The following is a 25,091-nucleotide window of genomic DNA, read 5'->3' on the forward strand; positions in this document are numbered from 1 at the left end:
CGCTTTTTATTTCAGAAGCGGGAGCTCCAGAGCTGCCCGCAGGTCTTTTCCGGTCGTAACCTGATAGGCAGGAGTATTCGCCTGTAAGGCAGCCGTTCTTTCCCCCGGGCGGTTTCCATGTCCGGTGAGGACATGAAGCCCGCCAGCAAGCCCGGCTTTTTTTCCTGCGAGAATATCGGTATCCCGGTCACCGACGATCCATGAATTGCGAAGGTCCAGGTTCAGTTGCTTCTGGGCCCGGGTCAGCATGCCGGCATTGGGTTTCCTTGCTTCGTGATCCTCGGCCCGGCTCCAGATCGTTTCGCCTTTGAGGTGAAAAGGGCAGGCGTAGACGGCGTCTATTGTGGCACCTGATGCTGCCAGTTCCCTGTGCAGCTTGTTCTGAACGGCTTCAAATTCTTGCCAGCCAAAGTATCCATAGGCAATGCCAGCCTGGTTGGTCACGATGACTACTGGAACCTTCAAGGCGTTGGCTTTTGCGATAACTTCGGCTGCTCCGGCGATCAGGGTCAGATTTTCGGCTCTGTGAAGGTAATTGACCTCTTCAACAACCACTCCGTCACGATCAAGGAATAGGGCGGGCCTGGGTTCTGTCACGGCCGATAATTTCGGTACACGCAGTTCTTCCCAGATTCCGCTGGAACTGACAAAGGGGAAGTCGGGAGAGATAAAGTCTTGAGGCATTGCTTCCTGTCGCTGGATTGGGTGTTGGCCTGTCTCGTCCGCATTTATAGCGTTCCCTCGGGCAGGAAGACAGTTTCTTCTCTATCTCTTTGCTGGTGACATACATATTTATATACAATTATTATGTGTTAAATTGTAATTAATTCATGACGAATTTGCATGTTCGATAATTTTTTTCGAAATAAATTATGTTATCTATTTGTTTTAATTTATGTTGTATGAAATTAACAAATAACATTTTAAAAATGTAATATAAAAATATTTTGCTTTTATTCTTGTGTAATTCACGTTACATACTATTTTCAACCAGTGGCGGGGGAGATCCAGTTCGATCGAGCCCAAGATCTGTAAAACAACGTAAGCCTGAACAAACGTCTGCTGCCATGACCTCTGTCGAGAGAGTGGACGCTGACAGGCAGTAAATGTACTTTTATGGCCTGCTGACTGACTGGCAGGGTTCGGAGATTTCGGTGAGTGATCCCTATCTGACACATTTAAAACAGCTGGAAGCCGAGAGCATCCATATCATCCGGGAAGTTGCCGCTGAATTTCGCAATCCGGTGATGCTCTATTCCATCGGCAAGGACTCTGCCGTTATGCTGCATCTGGCGCGCAAGGCATTCTATCCTTCAAAGCCACCATTCCCATTGCTGCATGTGGATACCACCTGGAAGTTCAGGGAGATGATTGCGTTCCGGGACAAGATCGCCAGCGAATACGGTTTTGACCTGATCGTTCACACCAATGAGGAAGGTCGAAACAAGGGAATGAACCCCTTTGACCATGGTTCTGCTCTCTATACCGATGTGATGAAAACCGAGGCTCTCAAACAGGCCTTGAGCAAGTACAAGTTCGATGCTGCCTTTGGTGGCGCACGACGTGATGAGGAAAAGTCACGGGCAAAAGAGCGGGTTTTCTCTTTCCGCTCAGAGAGTCATCGCTGGGACCCGAAAAACCAGCGGCCTGAATTGTGGAATATCTATAATGCCCGGGTCAAACCCGGAGAAAGCATTCGAGCCTTCCCCATATCGAACTGGACGGAGCTGGATATCTGGCAATATATCTATCGTGAAAATATCCCGATTGTGCCTTTGTATTATTCAGCAAAACGCCCTGTCGTCGAACGTGATGGCGCTCTGATCATGGTGGATGATGACCGTATGCCGCTGAAACCGGGTGAAACGCCATCCTTGCGCTCTGTACGTTTCCGGACACTGGGATGCTATCCCCTGACTGGAGCGGTTGAATCCACTGCTGACACCTTGCCTGACATTATTCAGGAAATGCTTCTCACAACGACTTCCGAGCGACAGGGCCGCGTGATTGATCACGATCAGGCCGGGTCCATGGAAAAGAAAAAGCAGGAGGGCTACTTCTGATGGCCCATAAAGACAAACTTATCTCTGAAGACATTCTCGCCTACCTCAAGGTGCAGGAAGATAAAAGCCTGTTACGCTTTATCACCTGTGGGTCGGTCGATGATGGAAAATCCACCCTGATCGGGCGTTTGCTGTTTGATTCAAAACTGATCTTTGAAGATCAGCTTTCGGCGCTGGAAAGTGACAGTAAAAAAGTCGGGACAACAGGTGACGATATCGATCTGGCCCTGTTGGTTGACGGTCTGCAGGCAGAACGCGAACAAGGTATCACTATTGATGTGGCCTATCGTTTCTTCTCGACGGACAAGCGCAAGTTTATCGTTGCCGATACGCCGGGACATGAACAGTACACCCGCAATATGGCCACTGGTGCTTCGGGAGCCGAATTGGCCCTGATCCTGGTCGATGCGCGTAAAGGGGTCCTGACTCAGACCCGTCGTCACAGCTACATTGTATCACTTCTGGGCATCAAGAACGTGGTTCTGGTGGTCAACAAGATGGATCTGGTCGACTATTCCCAGGCCCGATATGACGAGGTTGTGAAAGAGTATCTCGCTTTTGCCGAGAAGCTGAACATTCCGAATATCATTTCAACACCAATTTCTGCGCTGAAAGGCGAGAATGTCACTGTGCACAGCACTTTGATGGAGTGGTATCAGGGGCCAACATTGCTGGAGCATCTGGAAACGGTTGATGTGATTTCCGATTTGACCCAGACGCCTTTCCGGATGCCGGTCCAGTGGGTTAACCGTCCTAATCTGGATTTCCGCGGGTTTAGCGGCACGATTTCTACTGGTCGGATCAAGCCGGGTGACAGGCTCGCTGTATCGCCTTCTGGCAAGGCCTCGACAGTTGAGCGGATTGTTACCTTTGATGGCGATCTGGAAGAAGCGATTGCCGGACAGGCTGTCACCATAACCCTGGCCGACGAGATTGATATCAGTCGGGGCGATGTCCTTTCCAAAGCAGATGAAATGCCTGGATTGAGTGATCAGCTGCGTGCGCATATTCTCTGGATGCAGGAAGATGCCATGTTGCCCGGACGGTCTTATCTGCTGAAAACCGCTGCGACTACTGTACCGGTGGTGATTTCTGATCTGCATCACAAGGTCAATGTGAATACGCTGGAAGAGCAGGCAGGCAAAAAGCTGGAGCTGAATGAAGTCGGGGTCTGTAATCTGGCTCTTGATCGCGCCATTCCCTTTGATGCTTATAAGGACAACCGCGAAACCGGTTCATTTATTCTGATCGACCGTTACAGCAATGCGACTGTTGGGGCCGGGATGATTGATTTCGGCCTGCGCCGGGCCAGCAATATTGTCTGGCAGGAGCTGGATATCAACAAGGATAAACGGGCCGAGCAGAAGGGACAGAAACCTTGCGTTCTCTGGTTTACCGGTTTGTCCGGTGCTGGAAAATCCACCGTTGCCAACCTTGTTGAGAAGAAGCTTTTTGCGGAAGGTCGACACACCTACACCCTTGATGGGGACAATGTCCGTCACGGTTTGAACAAGGATCTGGGCTTTACCGATGCCGACCGGGTCGAAAACATCCGTCGCGTCTCGGAAACTGCCAAGCTCTTTGTCGATGCAGGATTGCTGGTTCTGGTCTCCTTTATTTCTCCGTTCCGCAGCGAGCGGCGCATGGCACGCGAACTAATGGGAGAGCAGGAGTTTATCGAAGTCTTTGTTGATACTCCGCTTGAAGTCTGTGAAGAGCGCGATCCCAAGGGACTGTACAAAAAAGCACGGGCAGGAAATATCAAGAACTTTACCGGGATTGATTCAGCCTATGAGGCCCCTGAAAATGCCGAGATCGTTCTGGCAGGCGGAAGTGCGGAACCTGAAGTTCTCGCAGATCAGGTTATTGCAGCTTTGAAAGAGAAGGGCTTTATCTAGCGCATTTTCTGGAATGCACAGAGGCTTTGTGCCTACATTATGTAGCAAAAGGCTGTTGCCCCGTACAGGGCAACAGCCTTTTGTCGTTTATGCCTTTGTATAAGGAGTTGCGATGGGGGAATCGTGATGGAAAATCAGGTAGTGGAGCATGTATTTTAACACTACCTTAGCCAGAAGTGTGTTTTACTGAAGTTCAAGGGCATCATTCCGGGAATCTTAACCATCTTAGCGTGAAACTGGTTTATAAGTGAGTAGGTTAATCTTGACCATATAGTATCGGTATTTGGTGAGACCAAAAATTCCCTGATAATCATTGTTATTTGAGTGGGGCGATGAATACAGAGCAGGACCTAGACTTCAAGCCAACCTACGACTGGTGTGTCAGGGCCTTTTCTCTCATGAAGCGTCGGTTGGGGATCAATATCAAGCTTCATGATGAAAATGGTGATTTTCCTGGTGGCGATATCTATCTCTTCAACCATTTCGCCCGTTTCGAAACGATTATACCGCAGTACCTGATCCATGAAGCCACGGGTGGCTATTGTCGCTGTGTCGCATCGGGAGAGCTGTTCGAAAGCAATGAAAACTTTGCCAAGTTTCTCTACGGTGTTGGTGCTGTTCCTCACAATCACCCTCGGCTGCTCCCGTTTCTGGCGGCGGAAATCATGCGCGGGCACAAGGTTATCATTTTTCCTGAAGGAGGAATGATCAAAGACAAGCAGGTTGTTGGACCGGGCGGGGAGCTGAGCATTTTTTCTCCGACAGCCCAGAAGAGACGCAAGCACCACACCGGAGCCGCCATTCTTGCTTTGACGGTTGAGCTTTTCAAACAACGGGTTCTTTCTGTCTTCGAAAAGGGTGAACACGACAGGCTGGAACGTTGGGCCCGGGCGCTGAATATCAAATCCACCGAGGCCTTGCTTGCTGTGGCGAGCAAACCGACAGAGATTATTCCGGCAAATATCACTTTCTATCCTATTCGGGCCAGTGACAATATTCTCAGCAGAAGTGCGGAGTTTCTCAGCAAGGGTAATCATCCCCGGATGGTAGAGGAAGTCCTGATCGAGGCGAACATCCTGCTCAAGGATTGCGACATGGATATTCGTGTCAGCCGCCCTCTTGAGGTTCAGCAGGTCTGGCGCTGGTGGGAAAAGATTATGCTGTCCCGCCTCTTTAGCCAGATCAACTCCCTGGATGATTTCTTTTCTCTCAACGCCACGGCGGACACCTTAAACGAACGTATGTTCAAGATGTGTACCTCTCGGGGAACCAATCGGTTGAGGGATTACTATATGGAGGCGATCTATGCGGGAGTGACCGTTAATTTGCACCATCTTGCCTCGGCTCTGATCAGAGAGTTTGTACAAAAGGGACAACTACAGGTCAGCAAAAAACGGTTCCATCAGGCACTCTATCTCAGCATAAAGCGATGTCAGAAAGATACAGAAGTTCATCTGCATCGTAGCCTCAGCAAGCCTGAGAATTACTGGAATCTATGGAACGGCGATAGTTGCCCGGTGCTGGATAAATTTTTTGCCTCGGAAGGCTGTGTCGAGCACCTGACCTTTGAGGGAAAGAATTATGGTTTTTCAGCTTCGGTCATGGATGCCCGTAGTTTTAATCGTGTGCGTCTCGAAAATCTGATCCTGGTCTATGCCAATGAGGTCACACCGATTGATCAGGCGATCACGCATGTAAAAGAGGCGATGGATGAGGCCGAGACAGTAACATTACAAGATATGGCGTTGTTACTTTTTGATGACGAAATACTTTCGCTGGATTGCGATCGAAAGACCTTTTTCAAAGAGCAATACCGTGAGACCAATGCAAAAGAGACCGCCTTCGCCAAACCGGAACCGTTTCTTGTTTTACCGGATAAACCAAAAAAAATCGGTGTGCTTCTGGTCCATGGGCTTCTGGCATCACCGGCTGAAATGGATGATTTTGGCAAGGAACTGGCAGACAAACGTTTTCCGGTTATGGGCCTTCGCCTCAAAGGACATGGAACATCCCCCTGGGATCTCCGGGATCGGCATTGGCAGGACTGGTCAGCCTCGGTCAGCCGGGGGCGGGAAATCCTTTCCTGCTTTGTCGATGAAATTGTGATCGTCGGTTTCGCGACCGGCGGATCACTTTCTCTCTATGAGGCTGCGACCCACCCCCCAAATATTGCCGGAGTGGTGGCGATTTCAGTGCCCTGGAAATTCAAGACCCGGAACCTGGTTCTTGCCCATCTTGCCCAGGGATTTGAGCGCTTGGCCAGCTGGGTACCGAAGCTGGAGGAAAAAGCAATTTTCCGCTCCCATCCCGCGGAACACCCCAACGTGAATTATCAGAATGTACCAGTACGCACTGCCTATGAATTGCACCAGCTTCGCCAACAGCTTCTGACTCGCCTTCCAGATGTCAGCTGCCCGGTACGGCTGTTGCAGGGAACGGATGATCCCATCGTTGATGCACGGGGAATCAACAGTGTGTTTGAGCTGATTGGGTCAAAGGCAAAGGAGTTAAAGATGATACCGTCCAAACGGCACGGTATTCTTTATGAGAATATAGGCGGCTGCCGCGCCGAGATTGTCTCCTTCCTTTCTGAACTTGAAACGTCAAGGAGCGAAGATTTCGGGAAGGACGGAGGTGAGCGTCTTGGTGGCTCTGAGTTGAGTCGCCCAAAAGCTGAAAGTGAGGTTGTCTGATGGGGCTTTCCTCTCATATGGGACGTACGCCACTGAGTGCTGTGGCTCGCAAAGATCCGGTACGGCCTGGCAACAGATCCCTGTATGAAAATCTGGAGCAGGTCACTTTGGCTTTTGGCCAGAATTCCTGTGTCGAGTTTCTCGGGCGAGATTACAGCTATCGAGAAATTCTGGATCAGGTACACCGGGTTGCAGCAGGCTTGCAGCGCCAAGGCGTGAAAAAGGGAGACAGGGTTGTTCTGTTCCTGCCGAACTCTCCCTATTTCGTCGTCAGCTACTACGCAATTCTGAAAATAGGAGCCGTGGTGGTGAACAGCAATCCGCTTTATGCGGAAAGCGAGCTGGAACACCAGTTGAAGGATAGTGGGGCCGAGGTTCTGATCACAATTGACATTAAGGAGCTCTGTCAAAAAGCGATCAAACAGCTGGGGCGGACACCGTTACGTAAAGTGGTAATCTGTCGCCTGTCCCAGGCAATGCCAATACTTAAAGGGGCGCTTTTTTCCCTTTTGCAGTTCCACAAGGTATCTCACCCGACAGGACCGCAAATTCTGGAATTTGAAGATCTGGCTTCCAGCCTGGACGGGGCTTACCCGGTAGAGGTCAAACCAGCAGACCTTGCCGTTTTGCAATATACCGGTGGAACGACAGGTGCTCCGAAAGGTGCGGCTTTGTCCCATGCCAATGTGATGGCAAATACAGAGCAGGTGACTGCCTGGTTTTCCAATGCAGTCCCTGGTGAAGAGCGCATACTCGGCGTGCTGCCTCTGTTTCATGTCTTTGCCATGACGACCGTCCTGAATATGGGAATCTCTCTCGGGGCACAGATCATCCTGTTGCCACGCTTTCAGCTGGGGCAGATGCTCAAAACCATTGACCGGTTGAAACCGACTTTGATGATGGGGGTGCCGACCCTATACAATGCCGTGAACAACAGTCCGGTGGTTGATCAGTATGATCTTTCCTCGATCAAATACTGTATCTCTGGAGGAGCGCCCCTGCCACTGGATTGCAAGCACCGTTTTGAAGAGCTGACGGGGTGTGTGCTGGTTGAGGGATACGGGTTGAGCGAGGCGTCCCCGGTCTGTGCCTGCAATCCGGTTGCCGGACAGAACAAGGAAGGATCGATTGGTCTGCCCATGCCGGGAACGCTGTTGGAAATCCGGTCTCCTGAAGCTCCCTTTGAGCTGTTGCCCAAAGGAGACAAAGGGGAGCTTTGCATCACTGGCCCACAGGTTATGACCGAGTATTGGCACAACTCCGAAGCAACAGAAAAAACCATCTGCGAAGGCCGGTTACGCAGCGGTGATATTGGCTATATGGACAAGGAAGGCTACGTCTTCCTGCTTGACCGTCTCAAGGATCTGATCCTTTGTAACGGCTATAATGTCTATCCTCGCAACATAGAAGAAGCAATCAATCGCCATCCCGCCGTTGCAGAAGTCACGGTGATTGGCGTGCCTGACAAGGAGCATGGAGAAATCCCCAAGGCCTTTGTCAAACTACACGCAGGACAGCAGCTGAGCGAAGCGGATTTGCAGGAGTTCTTGCAGAAATATCTTTCTGTCATTGAACGCCCAAGGATTGTCGAGTTTCGCAAGGAGTTGCCAAAAACCATGATTGGCAAACTGTCAAAAAAAGAGCTCCGGCAGGAAGAACAGGATGCTGCCAGGGGAAGAAGCGACAGCAAACACGATTTGAAAGGGAGTGACGATGGGACTTCTTGAGTTCTGCCTCTCTCTAAGCAAAACCACGAATGACGGGCCCATCCGGCGTCCGTTCTGATTTGAGCCTTAATTAAGCCAGGGAAACCAAGATGGTAGATATTGTATTGGCAGGATATGCACGTTCTCCCTTCCACTTCGCCAACAAGGGCGCGCTGGCACGGGTGCGACCGGATGATCTGGTGGCGCAGGTGATCAGGGGGCTGGTTCATAAAACCGGTGTTGCCGGGAAGGACATCGAGGCAGTTTTCATGGGCTGTGCTTTTCCCGAAGGGGAACAGGGATTGAATATTGCCCGGCTGGCAGTGTTTCTTGCCGATTTACCCCAGTCGGTTGGCGGTGCAACAGTCAATCATTTCTGCGGGTCTTCTATGCAGGCAATCCATATGGCAGCAGGGGCAATCGCCATGGGAGCAGGGCAGGCCTATATCTGTGCCGGTATTGAATCCATGACCCGGGTGCCGATGATGGGGTATAACCCGCTGCTTAATCCCGCTTTGGCCAAAAGCTTCCCGCCAGCTTTTATTTCGATGGGTGAAACAGCAGAAAACGTTGCCGACAAGTACGGCATGAGCCGGGCGGATCAGGATGCTTTCTCTCTTCAAAGTCATAAAAAAGCAGCCAAAGCCCAATCAGAAGGGCGATTTAAGGAAGAGATTGTTACCATTACCGGCCCGGACGGAGCTGTGATTGAACAGGATGGCTGCATCCGTGCCGAGAGTACAATTGAGGGATTGGGATCTCTTTCTCCTGCCTTTCGTGAAGGAGGCTGTGTGACAGCGGGAAGTTCATCTCCGCTGACGGATGGAGCCTCGGTGGTTCTTGTCTGTACTGCCGACTATGCAAAACAGAACTCTTTGCCTGTTCTTGCAAAAATCCGCAGCATTGCCGTGGCCGGCTGTGCGCCTGAAATTATGGGTATTGGTCCGGTAGCTGCGACAAAAAAGGCTGTCGAGCGTGCGGGTATTTCGATCAAGGATCTGGATGTTATTGAACTGAACGAAGCCTTTGCCAGTCAGGCGTTGGCCTGTATGTCCGATCTCGATCTTGACCCGGCCAAGATCAACATTGACGGCGGGGCGATTGCGCTGGGGCATCCTCTGGGGGCAACGGGCGCCCGCATCACCGGAAAAGCGGCCCAGTTGCTCAAACGTGAAGGCGGCAGGTTTGCCCTTGCAACCCAGTGTATCGGTGGGGGGCAGGGAATCGCGACCGTGCTGGAGGCAGCTGAATGAGCAAAATAGGAAAAGTTGCCGTTATTGGCGCAGGAGTGATGGGGGCGGGGATCGCCGCGCAGGTTGCCAATGCCGGGGTTGAAGTCCTTCTGCTTGATCGGCCAGGTGAGGGCGAAGACAGAAGTTCGATTGCCCGTGATGCCGTTGCGCGTCTGCTCAAAACCGATCCGGCTCCGCTGATGCACAAACGCAAGATGAAACTGATTACCCCCGGAAATACCGAGGACGATGTCGACAAGCTGGCAGAGTGTGACTGGATCATTGAAGCAATTATTGAAAATATCGAGATCAAGCAGAAGCTTTATCACCATCTGGAAAAACACCGCAAAAGCGGTTCCGTGGTATCGTCCAACACTTCGACCTTGCGGCGCAGTGATCTGATTGAGGGGATGCCGGAAAAGTTCTGTCGTGATTTCCTGATAACCCACTTCTTTAACCCGCCGCGGTACATGCGCCTGCTTGAGCTGGTGGGCGGTAAAGAAACCCCCGAGGCTTTGCTTGAGAAAGTAAGTTCTTTTTGTGATCGTTCACTGGGTAAAGGTGTGGTGGTTTGTCGGGATACCCCGGGGTTTATCGGTAACCGGATTGGTATTTTCTGGCTGCAATGCGCGGTGGTCGAGGCAATGGATCGCGGTATTTCCATTGAGGTCGCTGATGCTGTGATCGGCCGTCCTTTTGGTATTCCGAAGACCGGAGTTTTTGCCCTGCTCGACATGGTTGGTCTTGACCTGATGCCGCATGTACTGGGATCGATGGCCAAGCATTTGTCGCCAGAAGATGATTTTCACAAGGTTTACCGCGAACCCGAACTGATCAAGAAAATGATCGCGCAGGGCTATACCGGGCGGAAGGGCAAGGGCGGATTTTATCGCTTGCGCCCTGATAGTCCGGACAAGGTAAAAGAGGCAATTAACCTGGTAACTGGTGAGTATAGCGAAGCGTCGCGACCACGGGTTGGTGTGGTTAAAAAAGCGGGAACAAAAAATCCTCGCAAGGTGTTGCAGGACACCAGTGATGCAGGCTGTTATGCCTGGGCTGTAATGTCCCGTACACTGGCTTATGCGGCGTCGCTGGTGCCGGAGGTGACAGAGGATATTGCGGCAATAGATGAAGCCATGAAGTCGGGCTATAACTGGAAGTATGGCCCTTTTGAGCTGATGGACCAGATAGGAACCGCCTGGCTTGTGCATAATCTGGAGGTCGACGGACAGAAGGTTCCTCCGGTTCTCAAACAGGCAGAAGAACACGGATTTTACCGGGTTCGTTACGGCACGAGAGAACTGCTTTCTATGCAGGGCAGCTACCGAAAGCTTTTGCAGCGCCCGGGTGTTCTGAAGCTGGAGGATGTTAAAGCTCGGGGCGGCCCTGTCGACAGCAACCCTTCTGCGTCACTCTGGGATCTTGGCGACGGTGTTATGGGACTTGAGTTTCACAGCAAGATGAACTCGCTTAATCTCTGGAGCCTGAGCATGATGCAACGGGCGATCCCCCAGATTATTGCCAGCGATTATAAAGCCCTTGTTGTCTATAATGACGGATCAAATTTTTCAGTCGGGGCGAATATCGGCCTTTTAATGGTTGCGGCCAAGCTGCGGGCTTTCCCCTTTATTGATTATATGGTGCGTAAGGGGCAGGACACCTATCAGGCGTTGAAGTTTGCCCCTTTCCCTGTGGTTTCTGCACCGTCAGGGATGGCTCTTGGTGGCGCTTGTGAGCTTTTGCTGCACAGTGATGCGGTTCAGGCTCATGCGGAAACCTACACCGGGCTGGTTGAGGTTGGTGTCGGCATTATACCGGGCTGGGGGGGCTGCAAGGAGATCCTCTGCCGCTGGGCAACGTCAACTGATGGTCCTCAGGGACCGATGCCGCCGGTGGCCCAGGCTTTTGAGCAAATTGGTCTGGCCAAGGTTGCCAAATCAGCGGAAGAAGCCCGCGAGATGAAAATTCTGCGTAAGACGGATGGTATTACCATGAACCGGGAGCGAGTCCTTGCCGATGCCAAAGAAAAGGCGCTGGAACTGGCTGAAGGTTATGTGGCTCCCGAGCCTCTTGATATTGTTCTTCCCGGTCCAAGCGGCCGGGTGGCTCTGGATCTGGCTGTCTCGGGGTTCCACCAATCGGGCAAGGCAACAGCGCATGATGTGGTGGTTTCTGCTGCATTGGCAGAGGTGCTGAGCGGGGGGGAGACTGATATGACGAGAACGGTCAGCGAGGCGACGTTGCTGGAGCTGGAACGCAAGGCTTTTCACAAGCTTTGCCGACACCCGGATACGATCCGGCGGGTCAATCACATGTTGAAAACGGGCAAACCTCTCCGAAACTGATTGTTCTGAGCAAAAGGTTTCAGGAAAGATGGGAGTAAGGCGATGACGATGGTAGTGGCAATTCTGATTGCTATTCTGGTTCTGGGAACCCTGCTGTATCTCGGCCGGGGATATTGGGCCTGGATTGGAGCCGTACTGGTTCTTATTGCGGGGGGGCACTTTAGTGGAGCATCGCCTGTCCTTACCGGATTGGTACTTATCCTGACGGGATCGCTTTCTCTGATTTTTGGGATGCACAGTCTAAGGCGTAGCCTTTTAACCAGGTCTTTGATGAAAATTGTCCGGCGCAATCTGCCGGTGATCAGCGAAACCGAACAGACGGCACTGGATGCTGGAACTGTCTGGTGGGATGCCGAGCTTTTTACCGGACGACCGAACTGGAAAAGACTCAGTGAGTTCAATGTTACCGGGCTGACTGCCGAGGAACAGGCGTTTCTCGACGGGCCAGTTGAGGAAATTTGTCGGAAGACAGATGACTGGAAGGTCGCCCAGGATCGCGATCTTTCACCGGAGATATGGCAGGAGCTGAAAGACCAGAAGTTCTTTGGCATGATTATTCCCAAGGAATATGGTGGTCTCGGCTTTTCTGCCCAGGCACATTCTGCTGTGGTCCTGAAGCTTTCTTCCCGCAGTTTGCCGCTCTCGGTCATCGTCATGGTGCCAAACTCCCTCGGTCCTGCCGAGCTACTGCTGCACTACGGCACAGATAAACAAAAGAAATATTATTTGCCCCGCCTTGCGCGAGGTGAGGAGATGCCCTGTTTCGCCCTGACAGAGCCCAAAGCAGGCAGCGATGCGGCGTCGATCCAGAGTAACGGTGTGCTGTGCAAGGAAAAGTTTGAAGGCAAGGAAGTGCTTGGTATCCGCCTTAACTGGCGCAAGCGTTATATTACGCTGGCCCCAGTTGCAACGGTGGTTGGGCTGGCTTTCCAGCTGCATGACCCTGATGGACTGCTTGGCACGAAAAAGGATCTGGGGATTACCTGTGCCCTGATCCCACGCGAGACCAAAGGAATGACGATTGGCAAACGCCATGATCCCATGGGAGTGCCATTTCCCAACGGTCCGATCGAAGGCAAGGATGTTTTTATTCCGCTGGATTGGGTTATCGGTGGTGAAAAGGGCGTGGGCCAGGGATGGCGCATGTTGATGGAATCCCTTGCTGCCGGACGCTCGGTTTCTCTGCCGTCCCTGTCGCTTGGGGCCGCGCAGCTCTCCACCCGGGTCAGTGGGGCCTACGCCACAGTGCGCCGCCAGTTCGGCACACCCATTGGCAAGTTTGAAGGAGTGGCAGAACGGCTCGCCCGTATCGGTGGCCTGACCTATGGGATGGATGCGGCACGGCGGCTGACCTGTGCGGCAGTGGACGCGGGGGAACGTCCTTCGGTACTCTCCGGCATTGCCAAGGCCTACCTGACTGAAAACATGCGCATGATTTTTCTGGATGCCATGGATATTCTCGGGGGCGCAGCGATCTGCCGGGGGCCACGAAATCTTCTGAGCCGGGCGTATGATGGCATTCCCATTGCGATCACGGTTGAAGGGGCAAATATCCTGACCCGTTCCATGATTATCTTCGGGCAAGGTTCAATCCGCGGTCATCCGTTTGTGCCACAGGAATTACAGTCAGTTGCAAAAAATGATCTCAATGCTTTTGATGAAGCTTTCTGGGGACATATCAATTTCACTGCGAGCAATGCTGTACGTGCCGGCCTTGATGGCCTGACCGGCGGATGCTTTATCAAAGTTACTGGCCCGAAGGCCTCGCGGCGACACAAACAGCGACTGACACGCTATTGCTCGGCTTTCGTTCTATTGGCGGATGTCTCGATGCTGGTGCTGGGCAGCAGTCTGAAACGGCGGGAAACCCTGAGTGGTCGGCTTGCTGATGCCCTGTCCTGGCTTTATCTGGCGACAGCCGCGATCAAACGCTTTGAAGATGAAGGAGCACAGAAAGACGACCAGATCTATCTTGACTGGTTCTGTGCCTATGCTTTCCAGCAGATTGAACAGGCCTTGATTACCATCACCCATAACTATCCGGTCAGGTATCTGGGAACACTGTTGCGTCTGCGGACTTTTATACTGGGGCGAACAGCGCATGGACCGAAAGACGAGCAAAGTCTGGAACTGTCCCGCAGGGTCATGGGGGAAAAGGGTGGACGTGATCGTTTGGCGGCTGATCTGGCTGTGTCCAAGGACAGTGATGAAGCTTTGGGGGCACTGGAACAGGCTTATGCCAAAGTGCTTGAAGTAGCGGTTCTTGATGATCGTATCCGCGATGCCCGCAAAGCTGGAAAGCTGAAAGGGGTTCCCCGGGAAGAGCTTCATGAAGCTGCTGCGAAAGAGGGCATCATCACCGCAGAAGAGTTCAAGGAGTTACAGGCTGCAGAGGCCTTGGCCGACGCAGTGATCGAAGTTGATTCCTTTACACCTGCTGCCTATAAAAAGCTGAAAGGCTGATCGTTCTGCTATCCCAGTCTTTCCGTGACGACTCCCGGTCTGCAGCATCGGTTTGCCGTGAGATGAAGGGGCTTGTCACGGAAAGAAGAATGCCTTATCGCGTGGACGGTATTGTCGAAGCTCTTTCCTCCCTGCATTGAGGTTTCTATGTCGCTGTTTTCTGCACGGCCCTTTAGTGTGCCTCTGCCTTCAGATCCTGATGTGGTTGTGATTGGTGCCGGGATTGCAGGCGTTGCTGCAGCAAGGGCCTTGCAGGAAAAAGGGGTTTCGGTTCTGGTGCTTGAGGCCCGTAACCGCATCGGCGGAAGGGCCTTTACAGAAAGTACCACCTTTGGTGTAGCCTATGATCATGGTTGCACGTGGTTACATTCCGCAGACGTTAACCCGCTCACGCCGCTGGTAACTGAGGATGCAGGTTTTAGTATCTTTGATTACGGGGCAGGGGACGAGTTCTTCTATTCCGAAGGCCATCCGGTAAAAGGCATTGATCTAACCGCGCTTGATCAGGCCGAAGATGCTCTGTTCGATGACCTGAACAGGTATGATGTTGCCGGGCAGGGCGATATTTCCATTCACGATCTCAGGCCACCGAAAAACCAGTGGGATGGGTTGGCCCAACTGCGAAAAGGTGAGTTTGAAGCCGGGGTTGAAAGTGAAAAGCTGTCGGTCGCAGATTATCAGACCCAGCATGAGAGTGGGACAGAGTGGATGGTTCCCGGTGGTATGGCCACAGCGGTTTTTACAGCCCTTGGACCGGTGCCGGTCCAGTTGAATACCCGGGTCGAGAAAGTTGACTGGAGTGGGATTGGTGTCAGGTTGCTGACCAATCAGGGGGATTTGCGCTGCAAGGCGGTGATTATCACGGTACCCACAGAGATAATCGCTGATGAAACCCTACAGTTCGAACCGCAGTTGCCCGATTGGAAAATGACAGCGTTTCAACAGCTGCCCATGGCGGTTCTGGACAAGGTGACCCTGCAGTTTACGGAAGATTTCAATCAGTTGCTGCCACAGATGAATACGGCCAGCTGTTATATCCGGGACCACCTGCCTCCTGAACTGGCAAAGGATCCAAGAGCAGGCTGGCGCAATCATGTATTGCGACCTTATGGACAGGCTATGGACACGGTTTTCGTTGGCGGGGATCTGGCCCGGAATCTGACCGCTGACAAAGACGGAGAGAAGGTCGCCTGTGAAATGGCACTGGAAACACTGGCGGGTATTTGGGGCTCAGATATCAGGAAGATGTTTATCAAGGGGCACTTTACCCGATGGTTGGCAGATCCGCTGGCACGAGGGGCTTATGCCTATTCCACTGTTGGACAGAACCATCAGCGGGAGGAAGCCCGACGACCTTTGGCGGAGCGTCTGTTCTTTGCCGGAGAGGCCCTGCACGGGCCGTGGGCAACCATGGCACCGGGCGCGTATCTGACAGGACTTCAGGCCGCGGAAGAGACCACGGCGATCTTATCCTGAATAATTAACGAGGCAGATTGGCGAGACAATTGAAACCCTTGGACTTGCTTGCTGCCTGGGGATATGTTTCCGGCTAGCCCATCGCTTATAGAAAGTTGCAGGACATGCTCTGGTTCGAGGAAAATATCCACCCGGAAATCCGTCAGGTTATCCGCATGGATCACCGCGTTTATGAAGGAAATACTGATTTCCAGTCGGTTCAGATCTTTGATAATGATCTGCTGGGGCGGGTTATGGTAATCGACGGTGCTGTCCAGTTGACCGAGTTTGATGAACACATCTATAGCGAAAGCCTGACTCATGTTGCCGTGATGTCTCACCCGACCGCAACACGAGTGCTGATTATTGGCGGGGGCGATGGCACGATTTTACGCGAAGTGGTCAAGCACAAGGATCTGGAAAGCGTTACAATGGTTGATCTGGATGGGGCGCTCGTTGCGCTATGCCAGGAGCACTTTTCCTCCATCCAGCAGGGCGCCTATGATGATCCCCGTGTCAATCTTATCATCGGAGATGGGGCCCGCTTTCTGCTTGAAACCGATCAGCTTTTCGATGTGATCATCATTGATTCGACGGATCCGGATGAAAATAGCGAAGGCCTTTTTACTGATGACTTCTATGCATCCTGTAAAGACCGCCTTGCCCCCGGGGGAATTCTGGTTGCACAGGCTGGCTGCCCGGCGTTTCAGGATTCTGTTGTCGTTCATATGCGTGAACGCATGCAGGCAAAATTCAGGTTTGGCGGGTTCTATTATGCCGCGGTCCCGACGTACATCGGTGGATTGCATGCCTTTTCCTGGGCCAGTGACGAACATGACCTGTCGCAGCTGGCAGAAACAGGGGCTTTGGAAAAACGCACTAAACCCGTGACAAGATACTATTCTGCCCGCTCCCACAAAGCGGCATTTTATCTGGAACCCTGAATCCAAAAGCTTGTGTAAGAAGCGCTCGCTGCCCATATAAGTCATCAGGTTATTGCCACGCTTCAGAACCCCATGGTCTGATCGGAAGACAATGGTTACAAGAAAAAGCAGATCAGTTTTTTTTACGGTCATTTTTTTGCTGGCAGGTTGTGGCAGCCTGATCCCCTCTGGTCATCAGGTAAAAGAAGTATCCGCCTGGAGGCAAGGGACCTACAGACTTGATCCTGACCATGCCAGTCTGGTTTTCTCGCTCGACCATCTTGGTTTTTCCGAATACGTCGGGCGCTTCAACGTGCTGGATGCCTCGCTGGATTTCGATCCCGAAAAACCACTGACAACAAGACTGTCTGCTGAAGTCGATATCGCGGGTCTGGATGTGAACAATCCGGTTTTCGCCGAAGAGTTAAAAGGACCAAGCTGGTTTGATGCCGCTACCTATCCTGCAGCCTATCTGGAAAGCACGGAAATTATCCTAACTGGGGATAATTCGGCCAGATTGCACGCGGATCTTACTCTTAAGGGCATAACCCGCCCGGTTACTTTTGATGTGACGTTTAACGGTGGCGCGAACAATCTGCTCAGCGGTAAGTATACGCTGGGCTTCTCGGCCGAAGGGACGATCAGGCGTTCGGATTTTGGAATCAGCTATCTGGTGCCGGCGATTGGCGACGAAGTGAAATTACAGATATCTGCCGAGTTCTTGCGGGCTTCGGAAGATTAAGCAAAATGGTTCCTGAAGCAGGCAGAGTTATTCTTCACTTTCGGAAGCGGCAATAATCCGCAAGCCATCAAGCGCCTGATCAACCAGGGCCTTGTTGTTCGAGCTTTTGGCATAGACCATATAGGCAGGGCGTTGAATGGTGGGGGTATCAGGGACGAGAAACAGTTCTCCAATCTGGAGATGGGGGCGAACCACGCGCATGGGGAAATAGCCACTTCCGCCATTTTCCAGAATATATCGCAGACCCAGATCACCAAGACCGACATAAATCGGCGGGGTGGCCATATCGGGAAAATGTTCATTGTGAATGTTGCGAAAAACATCACCCCAATCAACCAGGATATAGTCTTTCCGCCAGTCATCCGGCTCGTTTAATGGAGAGGTGGAAACCATGACCAGCTGTTCTTCGAGCAGCTTTTCGATCCTCAAGCCCGGAATTTGTCGAGGACTGTACATGACACCGATATCAAGCACGCCATCTGAGAGTTGACGCATCATGGCGTTGGAATAGTTTGTGTCCAAGCGCAAGGCTACATCGGGGGCGTGCTGTCGCATCCAGGGCATCCAGTGCAAAATCAGTCGTGACCAGAGGCTGAACTGGGACGACAAAGCCAGAGTGGCGTTCAGGCCCGGTGGCAGGCAAACTTCATGTCGTGCCTGTTTCCAGAGCCGGAGCATACTGGCGGTATAGCGTTGTAACTGACGGCCAGCCGGACTGAGCTCGACACCGTTATGGTTGCGTTTGAAAAGGCTGCGTCCAAGCGAGTCTTCCAAGGCTTTGACACGGGCACTGACAGTTGACTGTGTGACATGCAGGTTTTCTGCGGCCTTGTTAAAGTTGCCGGTTTCTGCAATTTCGAGAAAGGTTTCGAGGTGTGTGAGATTCATGGTTCTGTAATTGATATCGAGAAAATCGATTGATCATATCAACATATATCGCTTTTCAAATAGCGGTAATTTCCAGAAACTTGTTTTTAAGTAAAATCAAGCCCGCTTTGGAGAGTCGTTATGTTTGTGCGCCACCCCGTGTGGTTGCAGAATGCCACACGCCCTGGTTCAGAAACCTTTGCTCTGGTATTTGCCGCTGAATCACTTTCCCGTTCAATTATCTCTTCGGTGATTCCAATCCAGCTTCTCCGTGTTCTGGGGGATAGCCAGCAGGTCAGCGTTCTTTATTTCACAGCTAGCTGTGTCGGAATGGTTTTTGCACTTTTCCTGCCGATGATTGTGGGCATCATTCCCCGGCGGTGGGTGTACACCTTTGGGGCTGTCGGGTTTATTATTGCCGCATTTTTCCTGATGATGGAAGATGAAACCAGCCTAGTGATCGGGATGATCGCGCGTGTGGTCGGGCTGGTCTCGACGACTATTTGCATGAACCTTTATATTCTCGATTTCATTGCCCGTCGGGATCTCAGCAGATCTGAACCCACCCGTATTTTTTATTCTGCGCTGAGCTGGTCTGTGGGACCCGTTTGTGGAGCTCTGTTGATGCAGTGGTGGGGCATGTGGGCTCCCTTCGCGGTCAGTGCCGGTTGTGCGGCTGTCATGCTCGGTTATTTCTGGTGTCTGCGGTTGGGCGGCGGCTTGGCCATTACCGCGGGCAGCCGACGGCGGGCGCCAAACCCTCTGAGCAGTATCCGGCAGTTTATTAGGCAACCTCGTCTGAATATGGCCTGGATCATCGCCTTTTGCCGGGCATCCTGGTGGTCGATGTTTTTTATCTATACGCCAATCTATGCGGTTGAATCAGGATTGGGCGAAATTATCGGCGGGCTGATTGTTTCTGGCGGGAATGCCTGTCTGTTCTTGCTGCCGATCTGGGCGCGAATTGCCCGACGGATCGGGGCGCGCAAAGTTCTGATGATTGCCTTTATTGTCGCGGGAACAGGGACGTCTCTGGTGGCCTTTATGAATGGCTATGCCTATCTCGGTGTCGGCCTTTTGTTGATCGCAGCCCTGGGAATGTCGTTTCAGGATGCTATCGGCAACTTGCCGTTCATGGTTGCGGTGCGTCCCAGAGAACGCTCGGAAATGACATCTGTCTTTATGACATACCGGGATGCCTCCGAGCTGGTTCCCCCTGGTGTCTATGCCCTTCTGTTGCGGTCTTTTGATCTTTCTGCTGTTTTCCTTGCTACGGGGGCGTTGATGTTCGGGATCGTGGGGATTGCTTCGCGTGTTCACCCCCGTGTTGGCAAGGACCGGGTGATCGACAAGATCGCTGCTCCGGCGGAGTAGATATTCCTTCCCTCCTTGATGGAGATCAATCGTCTCCGAGTTGTTCATGCCCTATAACAATCCTGCAAATGGGGAGGATAAGCTGTCTTTAATGGGCAGTATTAATTTGTCTTTCATAACAAATCCCGTATTTTGCAGAGTGTCCAAGGTTGTTAGGTGGGAAGATGGAACAATACGAACTGATTGTGATTGGCAGTGGCCCTTCGGGACGACGCGCGGCGGTGCAAGCTGCAAAGTGGAACAAACGGGTACTGGTAATTGAAAAAAGCCCGGCCATTGGCGGGGTATCGGTTCACACTGGAACACTCCCGAGCAAAACCTTGCGTGAGACAGTACTGAACCTTTCAGGTTGGCGCGAGCGCACCTTCTATGGCCGCTCTTATCGGGTCAAGGACAACATTACGGCAGCTGATCTGCTTGAGCGTCTGCATATGACGCTGGAGCATGAGGTGGAAAATCTCGAACACCAATTCGTACGCAACAAGGTCGACTGGGCCCATGGTCTGGCCCATTTTATCGACCCCAATACCCTCGAGATTGTGGATGACGCAGGCGAGAGTACCAGGGTGCGGGGTGACAAGATCCTGATCGCGACCGGAACACAGCCACACCGCCCGGACTATATTCCCTTTGACGGGGAAACGATTATCGACAGTGACGAGATTATCGAACTGAAAAATCTTCCCCGCTCACTCGCGGTGATCGGGGCTGGGGTGATCGGCATCGAGTATGCCACGATTTTCAGCGCCCTGGATGTAACGGTCACCGTTATTGAACCACGCGATACCATGCTCGACTTTATCGATCGGGAAATCATCGCGGAATTTACCCATCTGCTCCGCTTGCAGAATGTTACTTTCCGTTTCGGCCAGGGTGTCGAGAAAATCGAGAAGACTGTCGGTGGTGGCAGTATTATTCATCTGGAAAACAAACGCATCGTCAAGGCAGATATGGTTCTGTTTTCGGCCGGACGTATGGGGGCAACAGACAAGCTGGGGCTCGACAAGGCGGGGGTGCCGACAGACCACCGCCAGCGGATCAAGGTCAATGAACATTTCCAGACCGAGGTACCACATATTTACGCGGCAGGGGATGTGATCGGTTTTCCGAGCCTTGCTTCTACCTCAATGGAGCAGGGCCGGATTGTTGCCTGTCATGCCTTTGACCAAGACGCCTATGATGCGCCGGAATACTTTCCTTACGGGGTTTATTCTGTCCCCGAGATCTCGACGGTGGGCATGTCGGAAGAAGAAGTCCAGCAACGGGGAATCCCCTATGAATGTGGCGTTTGTCATTTCCGGGAAACAGCCCGTGGCCAGATCATGGGGCTGAGCAGCGGGATGATGAAAATGATCTTCTCGCTCAAGACCCGTCGTTTACTGGGGGTGCACATCGTTGGGGAAGGCGCGACCGAATTGATCCATATCGGTCAGGCGGTGTTGAATCTTAAAGGTACTCTCGAATATTTCGTCGAGAATACCTTTAACTATCCAACACTCGCAGAGGCCTATAAGGTTGCGGCACTCGATGCCTGGAACCGTATGCCTCACTAGAAGGCCTCGGGTAACTGTTTTGCCTAACGGATGCTCTGATAACTCTCCGCAAGCATTTTCATGAGCTGAAAATAGAGGCCCGGGCCATAGCTTATTCTTGATGCCCCGAGAGAGGCGAGTGTCGTGAGGTTGGGTGATGCTTCGGCTTTCATGACATTGACCGGCAGATCGACCGTTTCACAGATTGAGGCAATCAATTCAGCATCGACCAGGCCAGGAATAAAGAAGCCGCTGGCCCCGGCCTCTTTGAATGCAGCTGCGCGTTCAATCGCCTGTTGGATCATTCCGGTATGTTTGTTGCGATTTGTTTCTTGTAAAAAGAGATCGGTCCGCGCGTTGATAAAGAGCGGCAGGCCAAGTGCATTGGCAGCCTGTCTTATGGCAGCGATACGTTTTTGCTGGATATCAAGCGTATAAAGGCCGGCTTTACCGACCTGCTGGTCTTCAAAGTTTATCCCGATAGCGCCGGTAGATATGATCCGGGTGATGTTGTGTGCCAGAGCTTCACAATCTTCTGCATAGCCGCCTTCAAAATCTATGCTGACGGGAATGTCGATTGTTGTCGCAATTCGTGAAGCGATGGTTGTCAGAAGATCCAGCGGGATGGCCTCGCCATCAGGATATCCCTGTGCTGCAGCAACGGACCAACTGCCTGTTGCAATGGCTTTGGCCCCTGTTTCGGCAATAGCCTTGGCGGTGCCGGCATCCCAGATGTTGTAAAGCACAAGCGGGTCTCCTTTGATGTGGAGAGCGGTAAACTTGTGTGCTTTCTCGATTTGTGTTTTTTGAATTTCAGTCATGGATATCTTTGCAAACTATCTTTGAAGTTCAGAGGAAACGCGATGTTCGAGTTCAATCAGCTTTTGCTTGCGCCAGAGCCCGCCACCGTACCCGGTCAGGGATCCATCTGCACCAATGACACGGTGACAGGGGATAACAATGGCAATCTGGTTGGCGCCGTTGGCCTGGGCGACGGCCCGTGTGGCTGTGGGGCGTCCGATCCTGCGGGCAATGTCGCTGTAGCTACGGGTTTCGCCGACAGGAATTTCGCGAAGGGCCTGCCAGACATGCCGGGTGAAAGGCGTGCCATGTAAAGCCAGAGGTACTGTGAATTCCTGTTTTTTACTCTGGAAAAAGGCCGAGAGTTCGGCTTCGATCTGATCCGTTGGGTCAAAGCGGCCAAAACCGAGATTGTTTCGGGTTAACTTGCGCAGTTTTTGCAGTTCTGTTGGCAAGGCCTTACGGTCGGCAAATTCCAGCAGATGCAGGGCCGATTTGTCACTGACCGCGACCATAGCCCCCAGAGGTGTATCAATCCAGTCAGCTCTGAGCAGTGCGTCATTTGTGAAGTGGGCCGGAGTGGTGCCCAGCAGTTTGGCAAAGGCTGTCCTGAAGGCGCTGGGCGAAGAAAAGCCGGCATCAAGCTGGGCATCAATCATGCGCCCCCCGTTGGAAATCGTCTCGAAACCATCCCTGATTCGCGAACGCCGGGCCATCTCGAGAAAGGTTATGCCAAAGTGCCTTTTGAAAAGACGTCGGACGGTAGAAGGGTCCAGGCCATGTTTTATAATGTCGTCCTCACCCCAGCGGTAGGCGGGGTTCTGCTCCAAAGCACTCAGAAGTTTCTGGATCGAAGGATCTGTTTCGGCAGCGGGGGCCAGAGGATAACAACGTTTACAAGGACGATATCCGGCGTCAATGCATTCGGCGACGCTTTCAAAAAATTGACAGTTCTCTGATTTTGGTTTGCGAGCGGGGCAGGTGAGGCGACAGAAAACCCCTGTAGATCTGACTGCGACATAAACGCGACCGTCGTAGGCCGGGTTCCGTTCGACCAGAGCCGTATAAAGAGTTTGATGGTCGGGAGACTGGAACAACATGGTCTGGCTAATCTGTTTCTGGCTGTAATTGGACTGATGAAGAGTACCATAATCTCCTGTTTAGCGTCTGTCCGTCCAGAAACGGGCAGTTATTAAATAAAGTCTCGCATGTTGGAAGGATTTAAAGGCGATTTTGTCGTTCCTTAATCTGGGAATCCTGTCAGGCTTGCACTGTAATTTCTGCGATGTTAAGAGAAGATCATGAAACAATATCGCACACTTCAGGCTTTGAATTGGTGGCGTTCCGAATAGGAGCGGCGCGATGGTATTTCATGTTTTGATTTAATATTTCGAGCCGCCATATGGGCGGCTTTATCTTTTCTTGCAGCATCATGTGGCGGCTTCCTTTATCTGGAGAAAGCAAATGTCACATCCCAAGCCTGTCATCCTTACGGGAGATAGAACCACCGGTCCTCTTCATATCGGGCATTATGCGGGGTCGCTGAGAAATCGGCTCAGGTTCCAGCTTAGCCACGAACAGTATCTCTTGTTGGCAGATATGCAGGCCCTGACTGATAACACAGGTGATATAAAAAAAGTGTGCTCCAATGTGCTGGAAGTTGCATTGGATTATCTTGCCGTTGGTATCGACCCGCAACAGTCAACCATCTGTTTGCAGTCCCAACTTCCAGCTCTTGCCGAGTTGTCGATGCTTTATCTGAATTTTGTGACGGTGGCCCGATTGGAACGGAACCCGACCATTCGCGAGGAAATCAGGGCGCGGGAATTTGGTCGGGATATTCCTGCCGGTTTCCTCTGTTATCCTGCTGCGCAAGCCGCTGATATCACTGCTTTCAAAGCAACAGTGATTCCTGTTGGTGAAGATCAGGCCCCGATCATTGAGCAGACCAATGAAATCATCCGGCGGATCAATACAACAGCCGGGCTTGTCGTTCTGCCCGAGGTCACGGCCGTTATTCCCAAATCCGGTCGCCTGCCCGGGATAAACGGCAAGGCGAAGATGAGTAAATCGCTTGGTAATGCCATAGCGCTTTCTGCATCAGCAGATGAAATCTCTGCAGCGGTGAAACAGATGTTCACAGACCCCAAGCACCTTAGGATTGAGGATCCAGGGCAGGTTGAAGGGAACGTTGTTTTTTCCTATCTGGATGCCTTTGATGAGGATCAGGACGAAGTTGAACATTTAAAGACACTCTATCGGCAAGGTGGACTGGGGGATGCCGTGATAAAGCGTCGGCTGGATGAGGTTCTGCAAAATTTTCTTGGCCCGGTTCGTGACAGACGGGCTTTATTGTCTCGTGATCTTGGCTATGTACAGCAAGTGGTACGCGAAGGAACGGAACGCGCGCGGGCAATTACAGAGGCAACCTATGCAGAGGTGACCCGGGCACTTGGGCTTTTTCAGTTTCAGTAGAGCTTGCGCTAGAGCAGCTTCTTTCTTTGGACGGGCTCAGCGTCGGATAATCGGTTCATGCTTGATCGGAAAATTCACGGAACGGGCGATGAAGCACATTTCCGAAGCGCTGTGGTGCAGTTTTTCTGCCACGGCTGGATCAGAGTTTTTGGAAATCGTAACCTCTGGCCTGAGAAGGGCTGAGGTAAATTGACCGCTGCCATCGCTGTTCATGCTCATGGTGGCGGTCGCCCGGTCTTCATATTCAAGAACGGTTATCTTGTTCACGGAACAAAGGTGCAAATACCAGAGCATGTGGCAGGAAGAAATTGCCCCGAGCAACATATCTTCAGGGTTATGACGGCTTTTGTCTCCGCGAAAGGCTGGATCTGAAGAGCCGGGAAGAGATGGCTTTCCTGTAATCAGGATGTTGTAATCCCGGTCATAGGCTTTATAGGTTTCTGTGCCGGTTCCGCGATTTCCCGTCCAAACCAGATGTGTTTGGTAACTGTGGTTCTGTGTCATGTTTCTTGCCTGTAATCT

General features: G+C 52.1%; 18 protein-coding genes. 13 read left to right on the forward strand and 5 right to left on the reverse strand.

The window, feature by feature from the left end; genetic code table 11:
- Positions 1–6: 6 nt before the first annotated feature.
- Complete coding sequence (locus O4H49_RS00240) at positions 7–684, reverse strand: D-glycero-alpha-D-manno-heptose-1,7-bisphosphate 7-phosphatase (RefSeq protein WP_269421398.1); 678 nt, start codon at positions 682–684, stop codon at positions 7–9.
- A 485-nt stretch (positions 685–1,169) separates the two neighbouring features.
- Here O4H49_RS00240 and cysD point away from each other — a divergent pair, with 485 nt between their 5' ends.
- From cysD to O4H49_RS00290, 10 genes are all read left to right on the forward strand, one after another.
- A complete protein-coding gene (gene cysD / locus O4H49_RS00245) occupies positions 1,170–2,063 on the forward strand; it encodes a sulfate adenylyltransferase subunit CysD (RefSeq protein WP_269422260.1) in 894 nt (297 codons plus the stop codon).
- Positions 2,063–3,961 carry a sulfate adenylyltransferase subunit CysN gene (gene cysN / locus O4H49_RS00250; protein WP_269421399.1) on the forward strand — a complete coding sequence of 633 codons (1,899 nt, stop codon included), beginning with the start codon at positions 2,063–2,065 and terminating at the stop codon, positions 3,959–3,961. Before cysD ends, cysN begins: the two co-directional genes overlap by 1 nt.
- A 332-nt stretch (positions 3,962–4,293) precedes the next feature.
- The gene (locus O4H49_RS00255; protein ID WP_269421400.1) at positions 4,294–6,654 is read left to right on the forward strand and encodes an alpha/beta fold hydrolase; all 2,361 of its coding nucleotides are present in this window, start codon (positions 4,294–4,296) and stop codon (positions 6,652–6,654) included.
- A complete protein-coding gene (locus tag O4H49_RS00260; protein ID WP_269421401.1) occupies positions 6,654–8,381 on the forward strand; it encodes a long-chain-fatty-acid--CoA ligase in 1,728 nt (575 codons plus the stop codon). Before O4H49_RS00255 ends, O4H49_RS00260 begins: the two co-directional genes overlap by 1 nt.
- Before the next feature lie 89 nt (positions 8,382–8,470).
- Positions 8,471–9,613: a thiolase family protein gene (locus tag O4H49_RS00265; protein ID WP_269421402.1), complete on the forward strand. Its 1,143-nt coding sequence runs from the start codon at positions 8,471–8,473 to the stop codon at positions 9,611–9,613.
- Positions 9,610–11,937, forward strand: coding sequence for a 3-hydroxyacyl-CoA dehydrogenase/enoyl-CoA hydratase family protein (locus O4H49_RS00270; protein ID WP_269421403.1), 2,328 nt, complete (start codon positions 9,610–9,612; stop codon positions 11,935–11,937). Before O4H49_RS00265 ends, O4H49_RS00270 begins: the two co-directional genes overlap by 4 nt.
- 42 nt (positions 11,938–11,979) lie before the next feature.
- A complete protein-coding gene (locus O4H49_RS00275) occupies positions 11,980–14,400 on the forward strand; it encodes an acyl-CoA dehydrogenase (protein WP_269421404.1) in 2,421 nt (806 codons plus the stop codon).
- A gap of 147 nt (positions 14,401–14,547) precedes the next feature.
- Positions 14,548–15,876, forward strand: a complete 1,329-nt coding sequence (locus O4H49_RS00280) for a flavin monoamine oxidase family protein (RefSeq protein WP_269421405.1) — start codon at positions 14,548–14,550, stop codon at positions 15,874–15,876.
- A 104-nt stretch (positions 15,877–15,980) separates the two neighbouring features.
- Positions 15,981–16,799 carry a polyamine aminopropyltransferase gene (gene speE / locus O4H49_RS00285; protein WP_269421406.1) on the forward strand — a complete coding sequence of 273 codons (819 nt, stop codon included), beginning with the start codon at positions 15,981–15,983 and terminating at the stop codon, positions 16,797–16,799.
- A gap of 136 nt (positions 16,800–16,935) precedes the next feature.
- A complete protein-coding gene (locus tag O4H49_RS00290; RefSeq protein ID WP_269421407.1) occupies positions 16,936–17,520 on the forward strand; it encodes a YceI family protein in 585 nt (194 codons plus the stop codon).
- A 27-nt stretch (positions 17,521–17,547) separates the two neighbouring features.
- Here the strand turns inward: O4H49_RS00290 and O4H49_RS00295 are convergent, their stop codons facing one another.
- Positions 17,548–18,408: a LysR family transcriptional regulator gene (locus O4H49_RS00295; RefSeq protein ID WP_269421408.1), complete on the reverse strand. Its 861-nt coding sequence runs from the start codon at positions 18,406–18,408 to the stop codon at positions 17,548–17,550.
- Between the two features lie 120 nt (positions 18,409–18,528).
- Here O4H49_RS00295 and O4H49_RS00300 point away from each other — a divergent pair, with 120 nt between their 5' ends.
- Together O4H49_RS00300 and sthA are read left to right on the forward strand one after the other, a co-directional pair.
- Positions 18,529–19,761 carry an MFS transporter gene (locus O4H49_RS00300; RefSeq protein ID WP_269421409.1) on the forward strand — a complete coding sequence of 411 codons (1,233 nt, stop codon included), beginning with the start codon at positions 18,529–18,531 and terminating at the stop codon, positions 19,759–19,761.
- 164 nt (positions 19,762–19,925) lie between these two features.
- Positions 19,926–21,314 (forward strand): Si-specific NAD(P)(+) transhydrogenase, encoded by a 1,389-nt coding sequence (gene sthA / locus O4H49_RS00305; RefSeq protein ID WP_269421410.1) that lies wholly within the window; start codon positions 19,926–19,928, stop codon positions 21,312–21,314.
- A gap of 23 nt (positions 21,315–21,337) precedes the next feature.
- Here the strand turns inward: sthA and O4H49_RS00310 are convergent, their stop codons facing one another.
- Positions 21,338–22,114 (reverse strand): isocitrate lyase/PEP mutase family protein, encoded by a 777-nt coding sequence (locus O4H49_RS00310; RefSeq protein ID WP_269421411.1) that lies wholly within the window; start codon positions 22,112–22,114, stop codon positions 21,338–21,340.
- Positions 22,115–22,129: 15 nt separating this feature from the next.
- The gene (locus O4H49_RS00315; RefSeq protein WP_269421412.1) at positions 22,130–23,194 is read right to left on the reverse strand and encodes a bifunctional transcriptional activator/DNA repair enzyme AdaA; all 1,065 of its coding nucleotides are present in this window, start codon (positions 23,192–23,194) and stop codon (positions 22,130–22,132) included.
- Positions 23,195–23,558: 364 nt separating this feature from the next.
- Between O4H49_RS00315 and trpS the strand changes: the two genes are divergently transcribed.
- Complete coding sequence (trpS, locus tag O4H49_RS00320) at positions 23,559–24,569, forward strand: tryptophan--tRNA ligase (protein WP_269421413.1); 1,011 nt, start codon at positions 23,559–23,561, stop codon at positions 24,567–24,569.
- 36 nt (positions 24,570–24,605) lie between these two features.
- Here the strand turns inward: trpS and O4H49_RS00325 are convergent, their stop codons facing one another.
- Positions 24,606–25,073 (reverse strand): OsmC family protein, encoded by a 468-nt coding sequence (locus tag O4H49_RS00325; protein ID WP_269421414.1) that lies wholly within the window; start codon positions 25,071–25,073, stop codon positions 24,606–24,608.
- Positions 25,074–25,091 lie beyond the last annotated feature (18 nt).

Source organism: Kiloniella laminariae, from assembly GCF_027214005.1.
Classification (GTDB): domain Bacteria; phylum Pseudomonadota; class Alphaproteobacteria; order Kiloniellales; family Kiloniellaceae; genus Kiloniella; species Kiloniella laminariae_A.